This window comes from Nonomuraea sp. K271, assembly GCF_009908215.1.
Taxonomy (GTDB): domain Bacteria; phylum Actinomycetota; class Actinomycetes; order Streptosporangiales; family Streptosporangiaceae; genus Nonomuraea; species Nonomuraea longispora.
The window spans coordinates 1-17,862 of record NZ_JAAAHR010000078.1; the positions used below are offsets into that span (position 1 = coordinate 1).

The 17,862-nt window shown below is 72.4% G+C and carries 17 protein-coding genes; 7 read left to right on the top strand and 10 right to left on the bottom strand.

What is annotated here, in order from left to right:
- The 6 genes from GUY59_RS25260 to GUY59_RS25285 form a co-directional block, all read right to left on the bottom strand.
- Positions 1 to 706, bottom strand: a 706-nt coding sequence (locus GUY59_RS25260; protein WP_201761317.1) for a hypothetical protein, incomplete at its 3' end; no start/stop codon positions are given.
- Positions 703 to 1,920 (bottom strand): acyl-CoA reductase, encoded by a 1,218-nt coding sequence (locus tag GUY59_RS25265; RefSeq protein WP_161714681.1) that lies wholly within the window; start codon positions 1,918 to 1,920, stop codon positions 703 to 705. The genes GUY59_RS25260 and GUY59_RS25265, both read right to left, overlap by 4 nt.
- Positions 1,920 to 2,948 carry a LuxE/PaaK family acyltransferase gene (locus GUY59_RS25270; RefSeq protein ID WP_132336136.1) on the bottom strand — a complete coding sequence of 343 codons (1,029 nt, stop codon included), beginning with the start codon at positions 2,946 to 2,948 and terminating at the stop codon, positions 1,920 to 1,922. Before GUY59_RS25270 ends, GUY59_RS25265 begins: the two co-directional genes overlap by 1 nt.
- 28 nt (positions 2,949 to 2,976) lie before the next feature.
- Entirely contained in the window at positions 2,977 to 4,392 is a 1,416-nt protein-coding gene (locus GUY59_RS25275) for an AMP-binding protein (protein WP_252374944.1), read from the bottom strand.
- Positions 4,389 to 5,147, bottom strand: coding sequence for an SDR family NAD(P)-dependent oxidoreductase (locus GUY59_RS25280; RefSeq protein WP_138201165.1), 759 nt, complete (start codon positions 5,145 to 5,147; stop codon positions 4,389 to 4,391). Before GUY59_RS25280 ends, GUY59_RS25275 begins: the two co-directional genes overlap by 4 nt.
- A complete protein-coding gene (locus GUY59_RS25285; protein WP_138201164.1) occupies positions 5,122 to 5,370 on the bottom strand; it encodes an acyl carrier protein in 249 nt (82 codons plus the stop codon). Before GUY59_RS25285 ends, GUY59_RS25280 begins: the two co-directional genes overlap by 26 nt.
- 161 nt (positions 5,371 to 5,531) lie before the next feature.
- On the opposite strand from GUY59_RS25285, the gene GUY59_RS25290 reads away from it, so the two are divergent.
- From GUY59_RS25290 to GUY59_RS25300, 3 genes are read left to right on the top strand one after another with little or no spacing between them, the layout of a single operon-like run.
- Positions 5,532 to 6,398: a hypothetical protein gene (locus tag GUY59_RS25290; RefSeq protein ID WP_236667478.1), complete on the top strand. Its 867-nt coding sequence runs from the start codon at positions 5,532 to 5,534 to the stop codon at positions 6,396 to 6,398.
- Positions 6,395 to 8,011 (top strand): hypothetical protein, encoded by a 1,617-nt coding sequence (locus tag GUY59_RS25295; protein WP_161714682.1) that lies wholly within the window; start codon positions 6,395 to 6,397, stop codon positions 8,009 to 8,011. The genes GUY59_RS25290 and GUY59_RS25295 overlap by 4 nt, the downstream gene beginning before the upstream one ends.
- A 20-nt stretch (positions 8,012 to 8,031) precedes the next feature.
- Positions 8,032 to 9,918, top strand: coding sequence for a glycosyltransferase family 2 protein (locus GUY59_RS25300; RefSeq protein ID WP_161714683.1), 1,887 nt, complete (start codon positions 8,032 to 8,034; stop codon positions 9,916 to 9,918).
- On the opposite strand, the gene GUY59_RS25305 is transcribed toward GUY59_RS25300, so the two are convergent.
- Both GUY59_RS25305 and pseB read right to left on the bottom strand, forming a co-directional pair.
- Positions 9,919 to 11,043: a DegT/DnrJ/EryC1/StrS family aminotransferase gene (locus tag GUY59_RS25305; RefSeq protein WP_138201162.1), complete on the bottom strand. Its 1,125-nt coding sequence runs from the start codon at positions 11,041 to 11,043 to the stop codon at positions 9,919 to 9,921. It abuts the gene before it with no gap.
- Positions 11,043 to 12,017, bottom strand: coding sequence for a UDP-N-acetylglucosamine 4,6-dehydratase (inverting) (gene pseB / locus GUY59_RS25310; RefSeq protein ID WP_132336124.1), 975 nt, complete (start codon positions 12,015 to 12,017; stop codon positions 11,043 to 11,045). The genes GUY59_RS25305 and pseB overlap by 1 nt, the downstream gene beginning before the upstream one ends.
- A 103-nt stretch (positions 12,018 to 12,120) precedes the next feature.
- On the opposite strand from pseB, the gene GUY59_RS25315 reads away from it, so the two are divergent.
- Positions 12,121 to 12,849 carry a cytidylyltransferase domain-containing protein gene (locus GUY59_RS25315; RefSeq protein WP_138201161.1) on the top strand — a complete coding sequence of 243 codons (729 nt, stop codon included), beginning with the start codon at positions 12,121 to 12,123 and terminating at the stop codon, positions 12,847 to 12,849.
- Complete coding sequence (locus GUY59_RS25320; protein ID WP_138201160.1) at positions 12,846 to 13,829, top strand: PseG/SpsG family protein; 984 nt, start codon at positions 12,846 to 12,848, stop codon at positions 13,827 to 13,829. The genes GUY59_RS25315 and GUY59_RS25320 overlap by 4 nt, the downstream gene beginning before the upstream one ends.
- Here the strand turns inward: GUY59_RS25320 and pseI are convergent.
- A complete protein-coding gene (pseI, locus tag GUY59_RS25325; RefSeq protein ID WP_138201159.1) occupies positions 13,826 to 14,869 on the bottom strand; it encodes a pseudaminic acid synthase in 1,044 nt (347 codons plus the stop codon). The genes GUY59_RS25320 and pseI overlap by 4 nt on opposite strands.
- Entirely contained in the window at positions 14,866 to 15,357 is a 492-nt protein-coding gene (locus tag GUY59_RS25330; RefSeq protein ID WP_138201158.1) for a GNAT family N-acetyltransferase, read from the bottom strand. Before GUY59_RS25330 ends, pseI begins: the two co-directional genes overlap by 4 nt.
- Positions 15,358 to 15,516: 159 nt before the next feature.
- Here GUY59_RS25330 and GUY59_RS25335 point away from each other — a divergent pair, with 159 nt between their 5' ends.
- A complete protein-coding gene (locus tag GUY59_RS25335; RefSeq protein WP_138201157.1) occupies positions 15,517 to 16,956 on the top strand; it encodes a glycosyltransferase family 2 protein in 1,440 nt (479 codons plus the stop codon).
- A gap of 48 nt (positions 16,957 to 17,004) precedes the next feature.
- Complete coding sequence (locus tag GUY59_RS25340; protein WP_236667480.1) at positions 17,005 to 17,850, top strand: CDP-alcohol phosphatidyltransferase family protein; 846 nt, start codon at positions 17,005 to 17,007, stop codon at positions 17,848 to 17,850.
- The last annotated feature ends 12 nt before the right edge of the window (positions 17,851 to 17,862 follow it).

Sequence of the window (17,862 nt, forward strand, 5' to 3'; positions counted from 1 at the left end):
CCACCATCATCGGCAGCGTGGACAGCCGGTAGACCAGCGTCACCGGCTCGATCCCGGTGACCCAGCTCGTGGCCGCCATGTCGGCGTAGACGAACCAGTGGTAGGAGAGCCGCTCACCCAGCACCGACGGCAGCGTGGGCGGCACGTGGTGCCTGACCTCGCCGACCAACGCCAGGTGGTAGGGCATGTCGACGTACGCGCTGGAGACCGGGTGGCGGTAGAGCGAGATCACGCACCACGTGACCAGGTAGCCGACCACCCCGGCGAGCGCCCAGGCGCACCATCCCGGCATGCGCTCCCGGCCCGGCGTGCCCCGCCAGTGCCGCCGCAGGCGCGGCACGCACAGGAACGTGGCCACCACGGCCACGGGCGGCGCCAGCACCAGCAGCGGCTGCCCCGCGGCGCGGGCCGGGATGTAGGCCAGCACCTCGACCGCGTAGCCCAGGGCCAGCCCGGCCGCGAGGTCCTCCGCCGTCGTCCGCCCGCCCCCGGTCAGCGCCCGCCACAGCAGCGTGCCCGGCAGCGCCACGCCGGCGCCGACGTACGCCGCGAAGGCCGCCAGGTCACGGGCGGGCACCCCGCACCACATCAGCGCGGCCACCGTGCCCGCGGCCACCAGCAGGGCCGGCACCCAGCCCCGGCCGGGCCCGCGCCCCGGCGACCCCGGGAGGCCGACGTGCGTGCTCTCGGGTCTCGCCAGCGTCATCGGGTCACGGTCACCAGTCGGGTGAACTCGGCGGGCAGGTCGACGCCGTCCCACACCCGGTGGAAGCTGAGCGCGCCGCCGACGGGCACCATCCGGTCGACCCCGCGCCCGGCCAGCCCTCTGGCCAGCTCTTCCAGCTCGGCCCCCGCGAACCCGAAATGGGTCATCGTCTGGTCGCGCCGCTCGACCAGCGCGCCCAGCTCCGCCAGCGCGCCGATCCTGGCGTGCGCGAACGTCCCCGCCCCCAGCCACCGCCTGGGCGGCGCGGCGCCCTCGGCCAGCGTCACGTCCGCCAGCGCGTTGCCCCGGAACTCCACCCGCTCCGCCACCCCGTCGGCGGCCAGCCCGTAGGCGGCGACCCGCTTCTCCACGGCCATCGCCGCGTCGACCCCCCACCCGCGCTCGCCCAGCACCCGCGCGACGTGGTCGCCGAAGTCGGCCCGCGCCGCCTCGCAGTCGCCGGCCGTCCCCACCCAGAACACGGTGCCGGGGGACGAGCAGGCCGCCTGGTCGAACCAGTAGGCGTCGTTGACGAATTTCTCGGCCACACTGACCCGCACCGGCTCAGGAGCGCCCGACCACGCGGCCGCCCGGATCACCGCGAACGACGACCGGTCGGGGAAGACCAGGTCACGGGCGTGCGGGGCGAGCGCGTGCCGGCGCAGCGCGTTCACGGTGTCGTCGCCGCCCCACACCACCCGCAGGTCGCAGGCGGCGCTGAGCGCGGCGGTCACGGCGTCGTCGCGGTCGTAGGAGACGATCCGCTGCGTGTCGGCGATCGCCGGGTCGGCCTCGGCCAGCGCCTCGTGCAGCGTGTCGAGGATGAGCCCGGCCACCGGGCCGGAGCGCGGCGACAGGCGCACGACGTTGCGGTTGCCCATCAGGGCCGACAACGCCCAGGAGTAGACGAAGACGGTGTCGACGTTCGCGGGAGGGACGTGGAAAACCAGGCCGCGCGGGACGCGTACGTGCTCGCCCGCCGCCTCCTCGACCGTGCGGGCCAGCTCGCTGGGCCGCAGGAAGAAGCCGAGCGAGCCGAGCTCGGGATGCCGGCGTGCCGACGCCGGCCGCAGCAGCCGCCTGCCGAACGCGGCGAGGAACGCGCGGACCCGCTCGTCACCCGTCTCCAGCCGGCCGCGCACCTGCCCGAGCAGTACCTCGACGGGCACCCTCCCGGCAGCGGGGAACCTGACCGTCACCTCGGGGCCCGGCATCAGCCGCCCTGCCCGAACGTGTCGCTGCAACCCCGCGCCTCGGCCCGCGGCAACCTGCCGAGCACCTCGAACCGCCGCCCCGGCAGGCACCCGTCGTCGACGCCGCGCACGACGCCGATGTCCTCCGTCAGCAGGACATGCCCCGGATAGGAGGTCGGCAGCGTGCTGACCACCTCGATCAGCCCTGGCACGCCGGGCGGCGCCTCCTGCCACGTCTCCGGGTCGCGGATCACGACGTCGGCGAAGTCGGGGCAGTAGAGCCCGTCGCCGTCCGGCCCCTCGAGGAACACGGTGCCGATCTGCTCGACCATGCCGTAGAAGTTGTGCACGCTGCGCAGCCCGCACTCCTGCGCCAGCCGCCGCCGGAACTCGGCGTTGCCGACCTCCTGCTCGGCCAGCCGCTTCCACCCGCCCGAGTGGATCAGCACCCCCTGCGACAGGTCGGCGCCGAGACCGCGCAGGTAGAGCCAGACCATGAACGTGAACCCGAAGACCAGGAAGCGCTCGCCGCCGTGCCGCGCCAGGAACCCCTTGACCGCCTCGGCGTCCACCCTGCCGTGCTCGTCGAGCACGAACGTGTGGTCCCTGCCGAAGTTCATCATGCCGAGCACCCCTGCGCCCCGCGCGCTCAGCGCCGGATCGCGCACCACGGAGCGGCTGTCGACCACCAGCATCGGCAGCCGCCGCTCGCCCAGCACCACCCTGAGCGTCGCCGCCAGCATCCGGGTCTGCGCGGCCGCCGCCTCACGGTCGAGGAACACCCGGCTCGGCCGCTGCCCCGTCGTGCCGCTCGACGTCAGCACCCTGAACACCTGGTCCTCTTCCACGCTGCGCAACTCGTGCGTCTTGAACAGCCGCACGGGCAGCCACGGCAGGTCGGCCACCCGCTCGTAGGGAGGCCGCGCGCCGATCGCGTCGAGAATTCTGGAGTATGGGGGGCACGCCTGCCGGTGGCGCTCGGTCAGCGCCGCCAGGGCCGGCGCCAGCACCGCCTCCCGCTCGGCCCCGCCCAGCGTGAACACGCTCACCGGCCCCACCCCTCAGGGGTCGGGGACGTCATGCGAGGGACTCCAGCGCACGGTAGTCGATCTTGCCGTTGGCCAGGAGGGGAAGCCGGTCGACGCTGCGGACGTCGAACCCGCTCCAGTGCACGCGCAGCTCCGCGCCGAGCCGCCGGGCCAGCCTCGCGCAGCCTGCCGCGTCGAGTCCTTCCGTCCACACCGTGACCCGGTCGTCGCCGCTGGTGGCCGCCGCCGGGCCGGAGGCCGGCAGCAGACGCTCGATGTCGTCGAGGTTGACCCGCACGCCGAAGATCTTGGCGATGCGCTTGAGCCGGCCGGTGACGTAGAGGAACCCCTCGGGGTCGAGCCGCCCGAGGTCGCCCGTGCGCAGCACCCCGCCGAGGTCGTCGCCCCTGGCCAGGTCTGCGGCGCTCTCCGCGTAGCCCATCATGACGTTGGGCCCGTGGTAGACGACCTGACCGTCGTCGATGGACAGCCGCCCGCCGGGGACGGCGAGCCCGGCCGAGCCCGGCCTGTCGGCCAGCCGGTGGGGAGGCATGACGGCGATGCGGGCCGTGGCCTCGGTCTGCCCGTACATGACGAAGAATCGGTCGGCCTGGGCGGCGAACTCCTTGGCCAGCTCCTCGCTGAGCCGCCCGCCCGCCTGCGTCAGCGTGGCGAGCGCGGGGTGCTCGGCCCGGTCATAGCGCAGCCGGCGCAACATTTCGTACTGGTAGGGGACGGCGGCCAGTGACGTGCAGCGGTGGGCGTCGAGGTGGGTCCAGAAGGAGCGCTCCAGCAGCCCCGCCTCCGTCAGCACGACGCTCGCCCCCGCCAGCAGGTGGCTGTTGAGCACCGACAGGCCGTAGCTGTAGTGCAGCGGCAGGCTGGTCGGCGCCACCTCGGCGGGCTCGATGGACAGCGCCGTGGCGATGGCTGCGGCGTTGGCGAGCACGGCCCGGCGCGAGAGGCGGACGAGCCTGGGGTTGCCGGTCGAGCCCGACGTGGCGAGGAGCACCGCCAGGTCGGGATGCGGCTCCGGGGTGCCGCCTCCACCACGTTGCGCCGCGGCGCGCTGGGCGCGCGGTGACGAGCCGTCGGCCACGTGGGTGAACCCGAGCAGCGCGGCCGGCTGGAACCGGCCCGCCAGGTCGGCCAGCGCCCCGGTGGGCAGGTCGGGGTCGAGCAGCGCGAGCGGCCGGCCGGAGCGCCAGGCGGCGAGATAGCGCAGCACCGACGCGAGGTTGTTGCGCATCCCGCAGAACAGCGGACCTGGCCGCAGCCGTGCCAGGGCCTCGGCGGCGCGGTCGATGTGGTCGGCCAGCTTCCTTCCCGAGAGCCCCTCCGTGTCGCCCGCGACGACGAGCCGAGCCTCCGGATGGGGGAAGGGCGGCTCGGCGGGGGCGCAGCCGGCGGCCCACACAGCGAGCGAGCCCTCCCCGCTGGGAGACCGCGGGTCCGGTGTGGTCACAGCACCAGCCCGCCGTCCACCCCGAGGACCTGGCCGGTGATGAAGCCGGCGTCGGAGGAGAGCAGGAACACGGTGGCGCGGGCGACGTCGGCCGGCCGGCCGAGGCGGCCGAGCGGGGTGGCCGCGACCGTGGCCGTGCGGCTGTGCTCGTCGAGCGTGGTGAGCATGTCGGTCTGGATGTAGCCGGGCGCCACGGCGTTGACGCGGATGCCCGTGGGACCCAGCTCCTTGGCGGCCGCCAAGGTGAGGCCGATGATCGAGGCCTTGGTGGCGGAGTAGACCGCCTGACCGGCGCCGCCGGCGCGGCCCATGATCGAGGAGACGAGCACCACGGCGGGACTGGTGCCCCGGCGCAGCAGCCGGAGCGAGGCCTGCAGGGTGTGGGTGGCGCCGATCGCGTTGACCTCGAAGAGGCGGCCGATGGTGTCGTGGCGGACCATGCCGAGCAGGCCGGCCGCGTGCACGCCCGCGTTGATCACCAGGGAGTCGAGCCGGCCGTGCCGCTGGTAGATGCGCCGCATCATGGCGGAGACGAGCCCAGGATCGGCCACGTCGCCATGGACGGAGTCGGTCAGGCCGCCGGTCTCGGCGGCGACGTCGGCGGCGACCTTCGCGGCCCGCTCCTCGTCGCGGCCGTGCAGCACGACGTCGTGACCGGCGGCGGCCAGCGTGGTCGCGATGGCCCGGCCGATGCCCCCCGTGGAGCCCGTGACCAGGGCGACCCTGGCCTCAGCGGGCGGCAGCGCCGACGCCATGCTTCTCCAGCAGCTCGGTCGCCTTGGCGAACGAACTCATGTCGATCATCTCGTCGGTGTCGATCATGACGGAGAACTCGTCCTCCATCGCGGCGATCAACGCCATGTGGGCCAAGGAGTCCCACTGAGGGATGGCACGGTATTCGAGCCCGTCGACGTCGGTGCCGTCAGGCAGGTTGAGCGCCACGCGGAAGACGGCCCGCAGGCGATCGAGATGACTCATGATCACTCACTCTCTGTCCTCAAGGCGCGACCCAGTGTAGCCACGATCGACAGGTGAGGAGAAACCAAGGCCCCGTGCCGGGTAATGGAAGCGTATAACGACGAGTGGCGTGTGCGGGGGGCTGGGAATGTCGGCTGGGACACGCCAACCGTACGGGGGAAATGATGGACGAATCCAATCACTGGTACGGGCACTCCCGCATACTCGGCAAATATTGCGGCATGCCGGATGAGATGCCGAAGCGCATCCAAGGGTTTCTCCAGCACGGATGGAACTATCTCCACGGATTTCCTCCGAATGACCATTGGTGCAGCCCCGGCTACCCGCGTTTCGTCTGGTCGGACGTGCTGCGCCGCCGGGGCTGGTCGATGGGGCGCAGGGGGCACTATCTGATCGGAGCGCCCTGGATCTACCTTCTTCACCTCGAGCCGGACTTGGGCGTGGTTCCCGAACGGGAGGGTACGATCTGGTATCCCTTTCATGGATGGGAGAAGTATTCCGTCAGCGGCGACCACGGTCGACTTGCCGATGAAATACGCGATGTCGAGATTGGTCCGGTCACTATCTGCCTTTACTGGCTAGAGTTCGCAAATCCGGACATTCGGCGGGCGTACGAGTCGAGAGGTTTCCGGGTCGTCTGCCATGGCGAGCGCGGATCCCGCTGGGACGCGAAGGGGCGTGACTTCCTGCGCAAGCAGCTGGTCCAGTTGCGGCGGCACCGCAGGGTGGCCTCCAACAGGCTCGGCAGCGCGCTGTTCTACGGCGCGTCCGTGGGGTGTGAGATCGCCGTCTACGGCGATCCGATGCAGTACGGGGACGAACGGCCTGAGTACGGCGGCACGGCCCGCCGCATGAGGCTCTGGCCCGAGCTGCACGGCACGGCCGTCGACCCCGGGCTGGCGGCGGAGACGGCACGGCAGGAGCTGGGATTCGACTATCAGGCGACACCGGAGGAGCTACGGCGGATGTTCGGATGGAAGCGGGTGCGCCGCGGGTCCCCGGCGACCGGGCACGGAGCGAGGGCATGAGCACGCGCATGGACGAGGCACCCGAGAACGTCCGGCTCATCGGCGGGGAGATGCTGCTGTGGTCCGACATGTCCAACATGGGGGGTATCACGGACTGGCGCGGCGCGGCACTGGAACTGATCAGGCGGATGATCCCGGCGAGCGGCCGGGTGCTGCTGGTCGGGCCGCATCCCCAGGTGCTGGTGGACGAGATCGTCGAGCTGGCTCCCGAGGCGGCGGCGCTCGTGCGCTCCTATCCCGACGCGTGCGCGCTCGGCTCGCGGCACCCGGGGCTGGAGGTGTTCTGCGGGCGGCTGGAACTGCTCGACGGCGGCGAGTCGTACGACCTGGTGGTGGCGATCGACGGGCTGGCGCGCACGCACTCCGCCGAGGCGCCGGCCGCCAAGTGGAAGGACTCGGTGGCCGCGCTCGCGGCGCTGGTCGCGCCCGACGGGCGGCTGGTGCTCGGCGTACGCAACGACCTGGGCATCGACCGGTTCGTCGAGGCCAGGCCCGCTGACCGGGAGGGCGGCGACGACCAGTGGGCGCCGCACGGTTTCGACCCGAGCTACCCCAGCGGGCCGCTGGCCGTCGACCGCGGCCTGGAGTGCGCGGGGCTGGGCGTGTTGCGCCGCTACGCGGCCTACCCCGGGCGCCAGGCGCCGCGCGCGCTGCTGGCCAGTGAGGCGCTGGCCGGGGACCTGCCCGACGCGCTCACGTTCCCGCTCAGCGCCCGCGGCGGTGACCGCATGCTGGTGGCCGACCCGCTGCGGCTGACCCGCGTGGTGTTCCGCCACCGCCTGGGGGAGGAGCTGGCGCCCCTCTGGGTCGCCGTCGCCGCCCGGCCGCCGGTCACACCGGGCGTCGCGGGCGACCTGCCGCTGGGCCTGATCGAGGAGGGCTCGGCTCTGTACGAGTTCACCGGCACGGCCACCCGGCGGCTGCCCGACGGCGAGGAACGCCAGATCCCCACCGGCCGGGTCGTCGAGGAGATCCTCGTCGAGGCCTGCGCCCGTGAGGACGTCAAAGCCGTACGCGACCTGCTCGCCCACCTCGCCGGCTGGCTGGAGGGCGGCGGCAGCGTCGTGGGGGCGGCCGACAGCCTCGTCTACGACGGCGCCCGCTTCGCCGCGATCAGCCCGTCGGCCGCGCCGTCCATGCCGCCCGAGCCGCGCGTCGCGCTCTGCCGGATCCTGTGGCGTTTCGCGGTCAGGCTGCTGGCGGCCGGGCACCACCATCCGTGGCCGTGGCCGCTGGAGGCCGACCAACTCGCGCTTACCCTGTGCGGCATGGCCGGGCGGCCCTGCGACCGGGGCGACCTCGACCGGGCCAGGAAGTTCGACGCCGAGCTCGGCCAGCCCGCCGAACTGGCCGAGCATGCCCCCACCTACCGCGACCTGCTCGGCGCCCGCGACCGCCTGGCCGACCAGCTGACCGCGGCCCTGGCCAGGATCGCCCGCCTGGAGACCAAGCTGACCTACCGCGAGCGCGAGCTGGTCAGGTCGAAGTCCCGCCTGCGCAGGACGCAGCGCAAGGCCACCGCCTACAGAAGAACCCTCGGATACCGCCTCTCCCGCCGCCTGGCCCGCCCTCGCAAGGTCGCCCGCCGAGTCATCCGCCTGTTGTCCGGTTGACGTAACGATGAGGAGTGCATGTGCCGGTTCTGTCGGTGATCGTGCCGTTCTATAACGTCGAGAAGTACATCGGCCCCTGCCTGGACTCCATCGCCGCGCAGACGCTGAACGACCTCGAGGTGGTCTGCGTCGACGACGGCAGTGAGGACGGCGGCCCGGCCGTCGTGGCGTCCAGGCAGGCCCGCGACGGCCGGATCCGCCTCATCAGGCAGGACAACCACGGCGTCGGCCGGGCGCGCAACGTCGGCGTACGGCAGGCGAGCGGCCGCTACCTGGCCTTCGTCGACGGCGACGACACCGTGCCTCGCGACGCGTTCGGCCGCTTGGTGGCCTCGCTGGAGAGCACCGGCTCCGACCTGGCGTGCGGCAACGTCATGCGGCTGCACCGCAACCTGCTCGTGCCCTCGTGGGCGCACCGGCAGGCGTTCGCCAGGCCGCGCAAGGGCACCCACATCACCCGCCACCCGCTGCTGATCCGCGACCGCATGTTGTGGAACAAGGTCTACCGCCGCTCCTTCTGGGACGAGCTGGGCCTGAGCTTCCCCGAGCGCATGTACGAGGATCAGCCCGTCGCCATGGCCGCCCACGTCGGCGCCCGTTCCGTGGACGTGCTGTCCAGGGTCGTCTACCACTGGCGGCAGCGCGACGAGCCGGGCGCCTCGATCACCCAGCGCAGCCTGGAACCGGGCAACCTGCGTGACCGCCTGCTGTCGGTGGTGCAGACCGCCGACCTGCTCGGCCGCGCGGCGCCGGGGCTGAAGCCCGCCTTCGACCGCGACACGATGGACATCGACATGGGCGTCGCCGTCGAGGCCGTGGCCGCGATGGGCCCGTCGGCGGACCCCGAACTGCTCGACCTGGCCTGCCACTACCTCGACGGCGTGTCGCCGCAGGCCTGGCAGAGCATCCCGTTCGAGCGCCGCCTCCAGGTCCACCTGCTGCACCAGCGCCGCCTGGAGGAGCTGACCGACGTGTTCGCCCAGGCCCGCGACGGGCGGCTGCTGCCCGAGGTCGGCCGGGCCGGGCTGCTGCGCAGGCGCTGGCACGGCCGCCACCCGTCGATGCCCGCCCGCCTGTCGGACGTCTCCGGCGAGCTGCGCCTGGCGGGCCGGCTGGTGAGCCTGGAGTGGCGTGACGGCGTGCTGCACGGCGTGGGCAGGGTGGCGCTGGGCAGGTTCGACGCAACCCGGCTGCGCCGGGTGCGCCTGTGCGTGTGGCTGCAGGAGCGCGGGACGGGCGAGACCGTACGCCTGTCGGACGCGGTCAGCGCGCCCGTCTGGGAGGACTTCGAGCGCGACGACGGCGACCCGGTGGCCGAGCACACCTTCCCGTTCAGGTTCGCCTTCGACCCGGAGACGCTGACGGCCGCGCAGCTGGCCAGGCACGGGCACTGGGACCTGCGCGCGCGGCTGAAAGGCCATGGGCTGAGACTCGACGGGCGGGTGGCCGGTCCGCGCTGGTCACGGCCACTCGTCCCTGAGCCGCTGCGGTTGCCGGGAGTGTGGGTGGTGCCGGTACGCATGCCCAAGGGCGCCTGGGGTCTGCGGCTGCGTACGCCCAAGGCGGTCATCGGATCGTGCCGCGTGGACGGCGGCGAGCTGGTGTGCGCCGGGAAGATCTCCGACGCCGGCGACGGCGAGCCCGTGCTGAGGCTGAGACGCAGGAGCGACGGCGAGGAGATGTACTTCCCCGTCGCGCTGGAGGGCCGGGAGTTCCGCGCCCGGGTGCCGCTGGCCGACATCGACGAGCGCGTCGGCGACGAGGCGTGGTGGGAGGTGCTCATCGATCAGGGCAGGCCGCTGCGCCCCCTGGTGCGTACGGCGGAGCGGCCGGTCGCGACCGTCGCCGACCGGCGCTTCCTCATCGACAGGGACGACGACGGCGGCCTGCTGCTCGCCGAACGGTGATCAGGACATGATGCCGGCCAGCGTCTCCGCGACCCGCTCCTGCTGGACGTCCGACAGGCAGGGGAACAACGGCAGCGACAACTCCTCGGCGTAGTAGGCCTCGGCCACGGGGCAGAGCCCGCGCCGGTAGCCGAGGTCCTCGAACACCGGATGCAGGTAGGCCGGCAGGTAGTTGACCTGTACGCCGATGCCCGCGGCGCGCATGCGGTCGTAGACCTCCCGCCGGCGGCCGTCGCGCACCCTGACGGGGTAGAGGTGCCAGCTCGGCTCCACGTAGGCGCGCTGCGCGGGCAGGGTCAGCCCTGGCACGTCGCTCAGCATCAGGTGGTAGCGGGCGACCAGCTCGGCGCGGCGCGCGCGGAAGCGGCGCAGCCGCCGCAGCTGGCTCAGGCCGAGCGCGCAGAGCACGTCGGGCAGCCGGTAGTTCAGGCCGAACGCGTGGACCTCCTGGTGCCAGCCCCCCTCGCCGGGGTGACGCTGCTCGGCGGGATCGCGCACCAGGCCGTGGTTCATGAACCGGGAGGCCCGCAGGAACCGTTCGGGGTCGGCCGCCGCCACCGCGCCGCCCTCCGCCGTGGTGACGGTCTTGGTCGGGAAGAAGGAGAAGGTCGTCAGGTCCGCCAGCGACCCCACCGGCCGCCCTTTGTACGCCGACCCGATCGAGTGGGCCGCGTCGGCGATCAGCAGCGCCCCGGCCCCGTCGGCGACCGCGCGCAGCTCGTCGTAGTCGGCGGGATGCCCGGCGTAGTCGACCGCCGTCACCACTCGCGTGCGCGGCGTGACCAGCGCGGCGGCGCTGTCGGGGTCGAGGTTGCCCGTGTCGGGCTGCACGTCGGCGAAGACCACCCGCGCTCCCAGCAGCGCGGCCGTGGCGGCGGTGGCCACGAACGTCAGCGGCGAGGTGACCACCTCGTCGCCCGGCCCCACCCCCGCCGCGACGTAGGCGACGTGCAGCGCCGCGGTGCCGGACGTCACCGCCACGCACGGCACGCCGCCGGTCCAGTGGGCCAGCTCGGACTCGAACGCGCCGACCGCGGGGCCCGTCGTCAGCCAGTCGCCGCGCAGCACCTCCGTGACCGCCTCCACGTCGGACTCGGCGATCGACTGGCGTCCGTAGGGCAACATCAGCCGGTCACCATGCCGCGTAGGTCGTCGACCGACAGCCACTGGTCGTTGGTGTCGGAGCGGTAGGCGAACCCCTCGGGCAGCAGCTCGCCCGCCTGCGGAGGCCGGTAGCCCCAGGTCGCGATCGTCGGCTGGAGCACGTAGCGGTCGGCCAGCCGCAGCGTCCTGCGCCCGTCGTCGGGCCCGATCATCTCCTCGTGCAGCTTCTCGCCGGGCCGCACGCCGATCTCGTAGATCGGGCTGTGCGGGGCCAGCGCCTCGGCCAGGTCGGTGATGCGCATGCTGGGGATGCGCGGAACGTAGAGCTCGCCGCCCTGCATGAGGTCGAACGAGTCGACCACGAACCTGACGGCCTGGTCGAGCGTGATCCAGAACCTCGTCATGCGCTTGTCGGTGATCGGCAGGGAACCGCCCTGCCCCGCCAGCCGCTGGAAGAGCGGCACGACCGAGCCGCGACTGCCGACGACGTTGCCGTAGCGGACGACGGAGAAGCGGGTCTCGTGGGCGGCGGCGTAGTGGTTGGCGGAGATGAACAGCTTGTCGGCGACCAGCTTCGTGGCGCCGTAGAGGTTGATCGGGCTGGACGCCTTGTCGGTGGAGAGCGCGACGACCTTGCGCACGCCGCAGTCGATGGCGGCCTCGACGACGTTCTGGGAGCCGGAGACGTTGGTGCGGACGTATTCGAACGGGTTGTACTCGGCGGTGTCGACCTGCTTGAGCGCTGCCGCGTGGATGACGTGCTCGATGCCGTGCATGGCGCGGGTCAGCCGGTCGCGGTCGCGTACGTCGCCGAGGAACCAGCGCAGCCGCTCGTCGTCGAAAAGCTGCTTGAGCTCGTACTGCTTGAGCTCGTCGCGGGAGAACACCACCAGCCGCCGCACCCCGAGCGAGTCGAGCGCGTGGCGGATGAACGCCTTGCCGAAAGACCCCGTGCCTCCGGTGATCAAGATTGACGATCCACTGAGAATGCTCACGTGGCCCCCTGAAATCGCGTTTACGCGCTGTCGTCGTATGAGCAGCCGGTAGCATAGCGCGATCGATCGGAGACTCACTGTCACACGGGGGAATGGGGCTTCGGTGCGCATTGTCGGAATTGTTCAGGCTCGGATGGGCTCCACGCGCCTGCCCGGGAAGGTGCTGCGCGATCTGGGAGGCCGCTCGGTGCTGGCCTGGGTCGTACGCGCCGCGCGCGAGGCGGGCGCGCTCGACGATCTCGTCGTCGCCACCACGATCGAGCGGGCGGACGACGCCGTGGCCGCCGAGTGCCGCGCGCTCGGCGTGGCCTGCCATCGAGGGCCGGTCGACGACGTGCTGACGAGGTTCGTGCACGCGATGGCGGGGCGGCGGGCCGACGCGGTCATGCGGTTCACGGCCGACTGCCCGCTGCTCGACCCGGCCGTGATCAGGGAGGCGGCGCTGGTCTACCGGGCCGTGCCCGGCCTCGACTACCTCAGCACGAGCCTGGTGCGCACGCTGCCGCGCGGGCTCGACGTGGAGATCGTGGGCAGGGCCGCGCTGGAGCGCGCCGACCGCGAGGCCGCCGCCTTCCACCGCACCCACGTCACCTCCTACGTCTACGAGCATCCCGGCGACGCGCGGCTGCTCGGGCTGACCTACCGGCCCTCCGCCGACGACCTGCGCGTCACGCTCGACACCGAGGACGACTGGAAGCTGATCTCCCGCGTGGTGGCCGAGTTCGGCGACCGCTACGTGCCGGTCAAGGCGCTGGTGAGCTGGTTGCGGGCCCGGCCCGAGGTGTGCGGGCTCAACGCCCACGTGCGGCAGAAGGCGCTGCAGGACGCGTGAACGGCCGCCTCAGGGTGGGCTTGCGCTGCGACGCCGGGGTGAGCAGCGGGGTCGGCCACCTGGTGCGCTGCGTGGCGCTGGCCGAGGAACTGCGCGCCCGTGGCGTCGAGGTGGTTTTCCTCGGGCAGGTGCGCGGCTCGGCGTGGGCGCGGGCGCAGCTCGACGAGCGCGGGCTGCCGCTGGCCGACGCGCCTTCGGCCCCCGGACGCCTGGCGGCGCTGGCCCGCGAGCTGCGGCTGGCCGCCGTCGTGCTCGACTCGTACGAACTGCCCGCGGACACGGGGGCGGCGCTCCGGCGGGCCGGCCTGGCGGTGCTGGCCATCGCCGACGGCGACCCGCTGGGCCAGCAGGCCGACCTCTATCTCGACCAGAACCTCGGCGCCGAACGCCGCCACGGCCAGGGTACGGTCCAGGGCACGGGCGGGCGGTGGCTGGCGGGGGCACGTTACGCGCTGCTGCGCGACTGCGTACTCCGGTGCGCGCGTACCTCCCGGCCGGGCGGGGTGCCGCACGTGCTCTGCTTTTTCGGCGGCACCGACAGCGCCGGCGTCGCCCCCGCCTGGGCGCGGGCCCTCCTGGCGACCGGCGAGCCGTTCCGCGGCACGGTGATCAGCCCCGCGCCGTTCGAGGCGGGCGGACCGATCACCGTGATCCCGCCGACGGACCGCCTGCCCGAGCTGATGGCCGGGGCGGACCTCGTGGTCACCGCCGCGGGCTCGGCCATCTGGGAGCTGCTCTACCTCGGTGTGCCCGCGGCGCTCACCTGGGTGGCGGCCAACCAGCTCATCGGTTATGAGGAGCTGGTCGGCAGGGGCGTCGCCGCCGGGCTGGGCGCCGAGCCCGGCGAGAGGGCCGTGGCCGCGCTCGCCGAGCTGCTCGCCGACCCCGCCGCCCGCGAGGAACACGGCAGGCGGGGGAGCGGCCTCATCGACGGCAGGGGCAGAAGCCGCGCCGCCGACGCCCTGCTCGCCCTGCTCTAGACGAGGTCCCAGGTCAGCGGCGTGCCGAACGCCACGTCACGGGTGAAACGCCGGCCCATGACCTGCGCGGCGGCCTCGGGAGGCAGCCCGCCCGCCGGCCGGATCGAGCGTACGTTGCCGGGGGTCACCTGCTCGCCCGCCCGCACATCGCGTACGACGTGCAGGGACCGGCGGAAACGCAGCCCCTCGCGCTCGGACGGGCGCGGCCCGATCAGCGGTTCGCCCAGCGACTGCCAGGCCCGCTCGCTCTCCACCACCAGCGCCAGCAGCTCGCCCGGCTCCAGCGAGAAGGCCGCGTCGACCCCGCCCTCGGCCCTGGACGTCGTGACGTGCTTCTCGATCAGGCAGGCCCCCAGCGCCACCGCGGCCAGAGCGGCGCCGAGCCCCGGCGTGTGGTCGGAGACGCCGACGACCTCCCCGGTGAGCGCGGCCAGCAGCGGCAGCGCGCGCAGGTTGCTCTCGGCGGGCGAGGCCGGATAGGACGCCGTGCACGACAACACCGCCAGCTGCGCGCAGCCCGCCTCGCGGGCGGCCGTCACCGCCGCCTCGATCTCCCCGGCCGACGCCATGCCCGTCGAGATGATCAGCGGTTTGCCCGTGCTCGCCGCGAGCCTGATCAGCGGCAGGTCCACGATCTCCGAAGAAGCGATCTTGTACGCCGGCGTGCCCAGCTTCTCCAGCAGCTCGACGGCCGTGGGGTCGAAGGGCGAGGAGAAGGCGGTGAGCCCGTGCTCGCGGGCCCGCTCGAAGATCGGCTCGTGCCACTCCCACGGCGTGTGGGCACGCTCGTAGAGCTGGTAGAGGTGCTCGCCGCCCCACAACTCGTGCCCCTCGCCGATCCGGAACGCGGGCCCGTCGCAGTCGACGGTCAGCGTGTCGGCCTTGTAGGTCTGCAGCTTCAGCGCGTGCGCGCCGCTGGCCGCCACCGCGTCCACGATGGCCAGCGCCTGCGCCAGGCTGCCGTTGTGGTTGCCGGACATCTCGGCCACGACGTACGGCGGATGCCCGTCCCCGATCGGCCGCCCCGCGATGGAGATCATGCCTGCCCCTTCTTGAGCTGGATGGCCACGACGTCGCGCGGCACGCCGTCGACGTCGCGCTGGTAGGAGTCCACCTCGGAGAACCCGAAGCGCCGGTGCAGCAGCCTGACCGGCGCGTTGTCGGCCAGCACCTCGCCGCGCAGCGTGCTCTGCCCGAGCGGGCCGAAGGCGTACGCGATGGCCGCCTTCTCCAGCCCGATCCAGGCCCGCAGCAGGTCGCCGGAGCGTTCCAGCCCTTCGAGGTCGAGGTAGAAGCCCCAGGAGGCCGGGCCGCACGGCAGTCCGGCGTAGGTCACCACGCCCGCGGAGACCCCGTGGTGGTCGTAGATCAGCACGCATCTGGACGGGTCGGCGCGGACCGCCTCCCACCAGCGCAGGTGCTCCTCCTCCGCGATCTCGTGCGTGGCGAAGCTGGCCGCGCGCACACGCGGATGGTTGCGCCACCGGCGCATGACGGGCAGATCGTGGTCACGGACGCTCCTCAGCATCGCTGCCCCTAACTCTCAGCGCGGACTCAACTGCACAACGTAGCCGATCGTGCGTCAGGTAAAGAGCTCATCAGGGATGCGGATCCGGTGCGGTCGTCACGGCATGCTGCCCTCGACCTGTCCTTTCGAGCCAGGTCCAGGAAGCAAGGAGCAATCGTCATGATCCCCCTGCTCAGCGTCGTCGTCCCGTTTCAAGACGTGGAGGCGTACATCACCGAGTGCCTGAAGTCGCTGGCCGCCCAGACGCTCGAAGACATCGAAGTGATCCTCGTCGACGACGGCTCCGAGGACGGCAGCCGGCGCGTGGCCGAGGACTTCGCCGCGCGCGACGAACGGTTCGTCATCGTCACCCAGCGCAACCTGGGGCCGGGACCGGCGCGCAACGCGGGCATCCGGCACGCCCGCGGCACCTACCTGGCGTTCGCCGACAGCGACGACGTCGTGCCGCCGAACGCGTACGAACTGCTCGTCGGCAGCCTGGCCGAGACCGCGTCCGACCTCGCGTGCGGCGCGGTCGGACGGCTCGTGGACGGCCGGCTGGAGGAGTCGACGCTGCACGAGAAGGTGTTCAGGCGGCCGCAGCTGTGCACCCACATCACCGACAAGCAGGTGCTCATCAGGGACCGCACCGTGTGGAACAAGGTCTACCGGCGCTCCTTCTGGGAGCGCTGCGGCCTGGCCTTCCCCGCCGGCATCTACGAGGACGTGCCCGTCGCCATGCAGGCGCACGTCCTGGCCACGAGCGTGGACATGGTGGGCGAGGTGGTCTACCACTGGCGCAGGCGTGAGTCGGGGGCGACGTCGATCACGCAGCGCAGGACCGAGCCGGACAACCTGTACGAGCGCCTCGCGGCGATCCGCGCGGTCCGCGCCTTCCTCGACGAGCGCGCGCCTGAGCTGCTCGACGGCTTCGACGCGCTGGTGCTGGAGAAGGACATCCTGTTCCTGTTCCAGGCGCTGGAGAGCTGCGACGACTGCGAACCGGTGCTGAAGCTGGCCCACGCGTGGCTGGCCGAGCTGAGCGTGCGGGCGCTGGCCACCGCGCCCTCGCTGCGCCGCCTGGAACTGCACCTGGTCAAGCGCGGGCTCGTACGGGAGCTGCGCAAGGTGCGCGCTTTCCGCAGGGCCCGCGAGGGCGGCACCCGCATCGTGCCGCGCGGCCGGCGCATCACCAACTGGTACGGCGACTACCCCTTCTTCCGCAACCGCCGGCTCCGCATCCCCGACGAGGTGTTCGACGCTCGCGACGAGCTCAAACTGGTGGCCAAGGTCGACGCCTGCGAGTGGACGGGCCAGGAGTACCTGCTGCGCGGGCACGTGTCGTTCCACCGCGTTGACAAGAAGGTGTCCAGGGTCGGCCTGTGGTTGTGCGACGGACGCCGTCGCGTGCCCCTGGAGGTGCGGCGCTCGGGCCGGTACGGCGTGGTCGCCGCCATCGACCCGCGCAAGCTCGGCGGCGGCAGGAACTGGAAGCTCCAGGTGCGGGCCGAACTGCGCGGCCTGGTCATGACCGGCTGGTGCAGGGATGGCGACACCGGGCCCACGTGGCGGTTTTCCGTGCCGGGACGGTCAAGAACAGGCATGGAAACCACCCAGTAGTTCCAGAGAGTAATCGATCTGGCGCGTTGCGTGGCCATGCTGGAGTCCATGAGGACCTATTCGCTCGATGACGTCCACGAGACACGCAAGCGGAGAGATTCCTGGTGGACCGTGTACTTCGTGGACCCGGCCGCCTGCCGGGTCGCGCTGGCCGTGGCCAACCGCACCCGGCTGACGCCCAACGCGCTCACCGTGTTCTCTCTGGTCCTCGGCGCGGTGTCGGCCGCCTGTTTCACGATGAACCAGCTCGTGGCGGGCGCCCTCGCGTTCTATCTGAGCTTCATGATCGACTGCGTGGACGGCAAGGTCGCCCGGCTCAAGGGCACAGGCACGCCCTTCGGGCTCTGGCTCGACTACGTGGGTGACCGTGTCCGGGTGGTCCTGTGCGCCGGAGGGCTGGCGTACGGGCAGTACGCGCTGACGGGCGATGTGCGCTTCATCGTCCTGGGCGCGGCGGTGGCCGTGCTCGACCTGTTCAGGTACGTCAACGCGCCGCAGATGAAACGGGTGCGCGAGGCGGTCAAAGAGGGGCGGCAGGAGCCCGGCGACGAGCATGAGCCCTTCGATCAGGATCCCTTCGACCAGGAGTCGCAGGAGCCGCAGGATCGGGTGGCGCTGGGGCGGGGGCCCCGGCGGCGCAGTTTCCCGAGACGGCTCAACAGGTTCCTGGCCCGCCACCGGGTGCGCTCGCACCTGATCAGCGGCATCGAGTTCCACGCGGCGGTGTTCGTGGTCGCGCCTCTTGCGGGGGCATGGGCGCTCATCCCGCTCGCCGCGATGTCGGGGGTCCTGCTGCTGGCCAACGAGGTCTTCCTCGTCTACCGGCTGTGGCTCTTCACGCGCAGGCACGGCGCGGCCTCCTCTCAGGAGAGCCGAGAGCACGTTCTCGTCTAAGTTTTCGGGGGT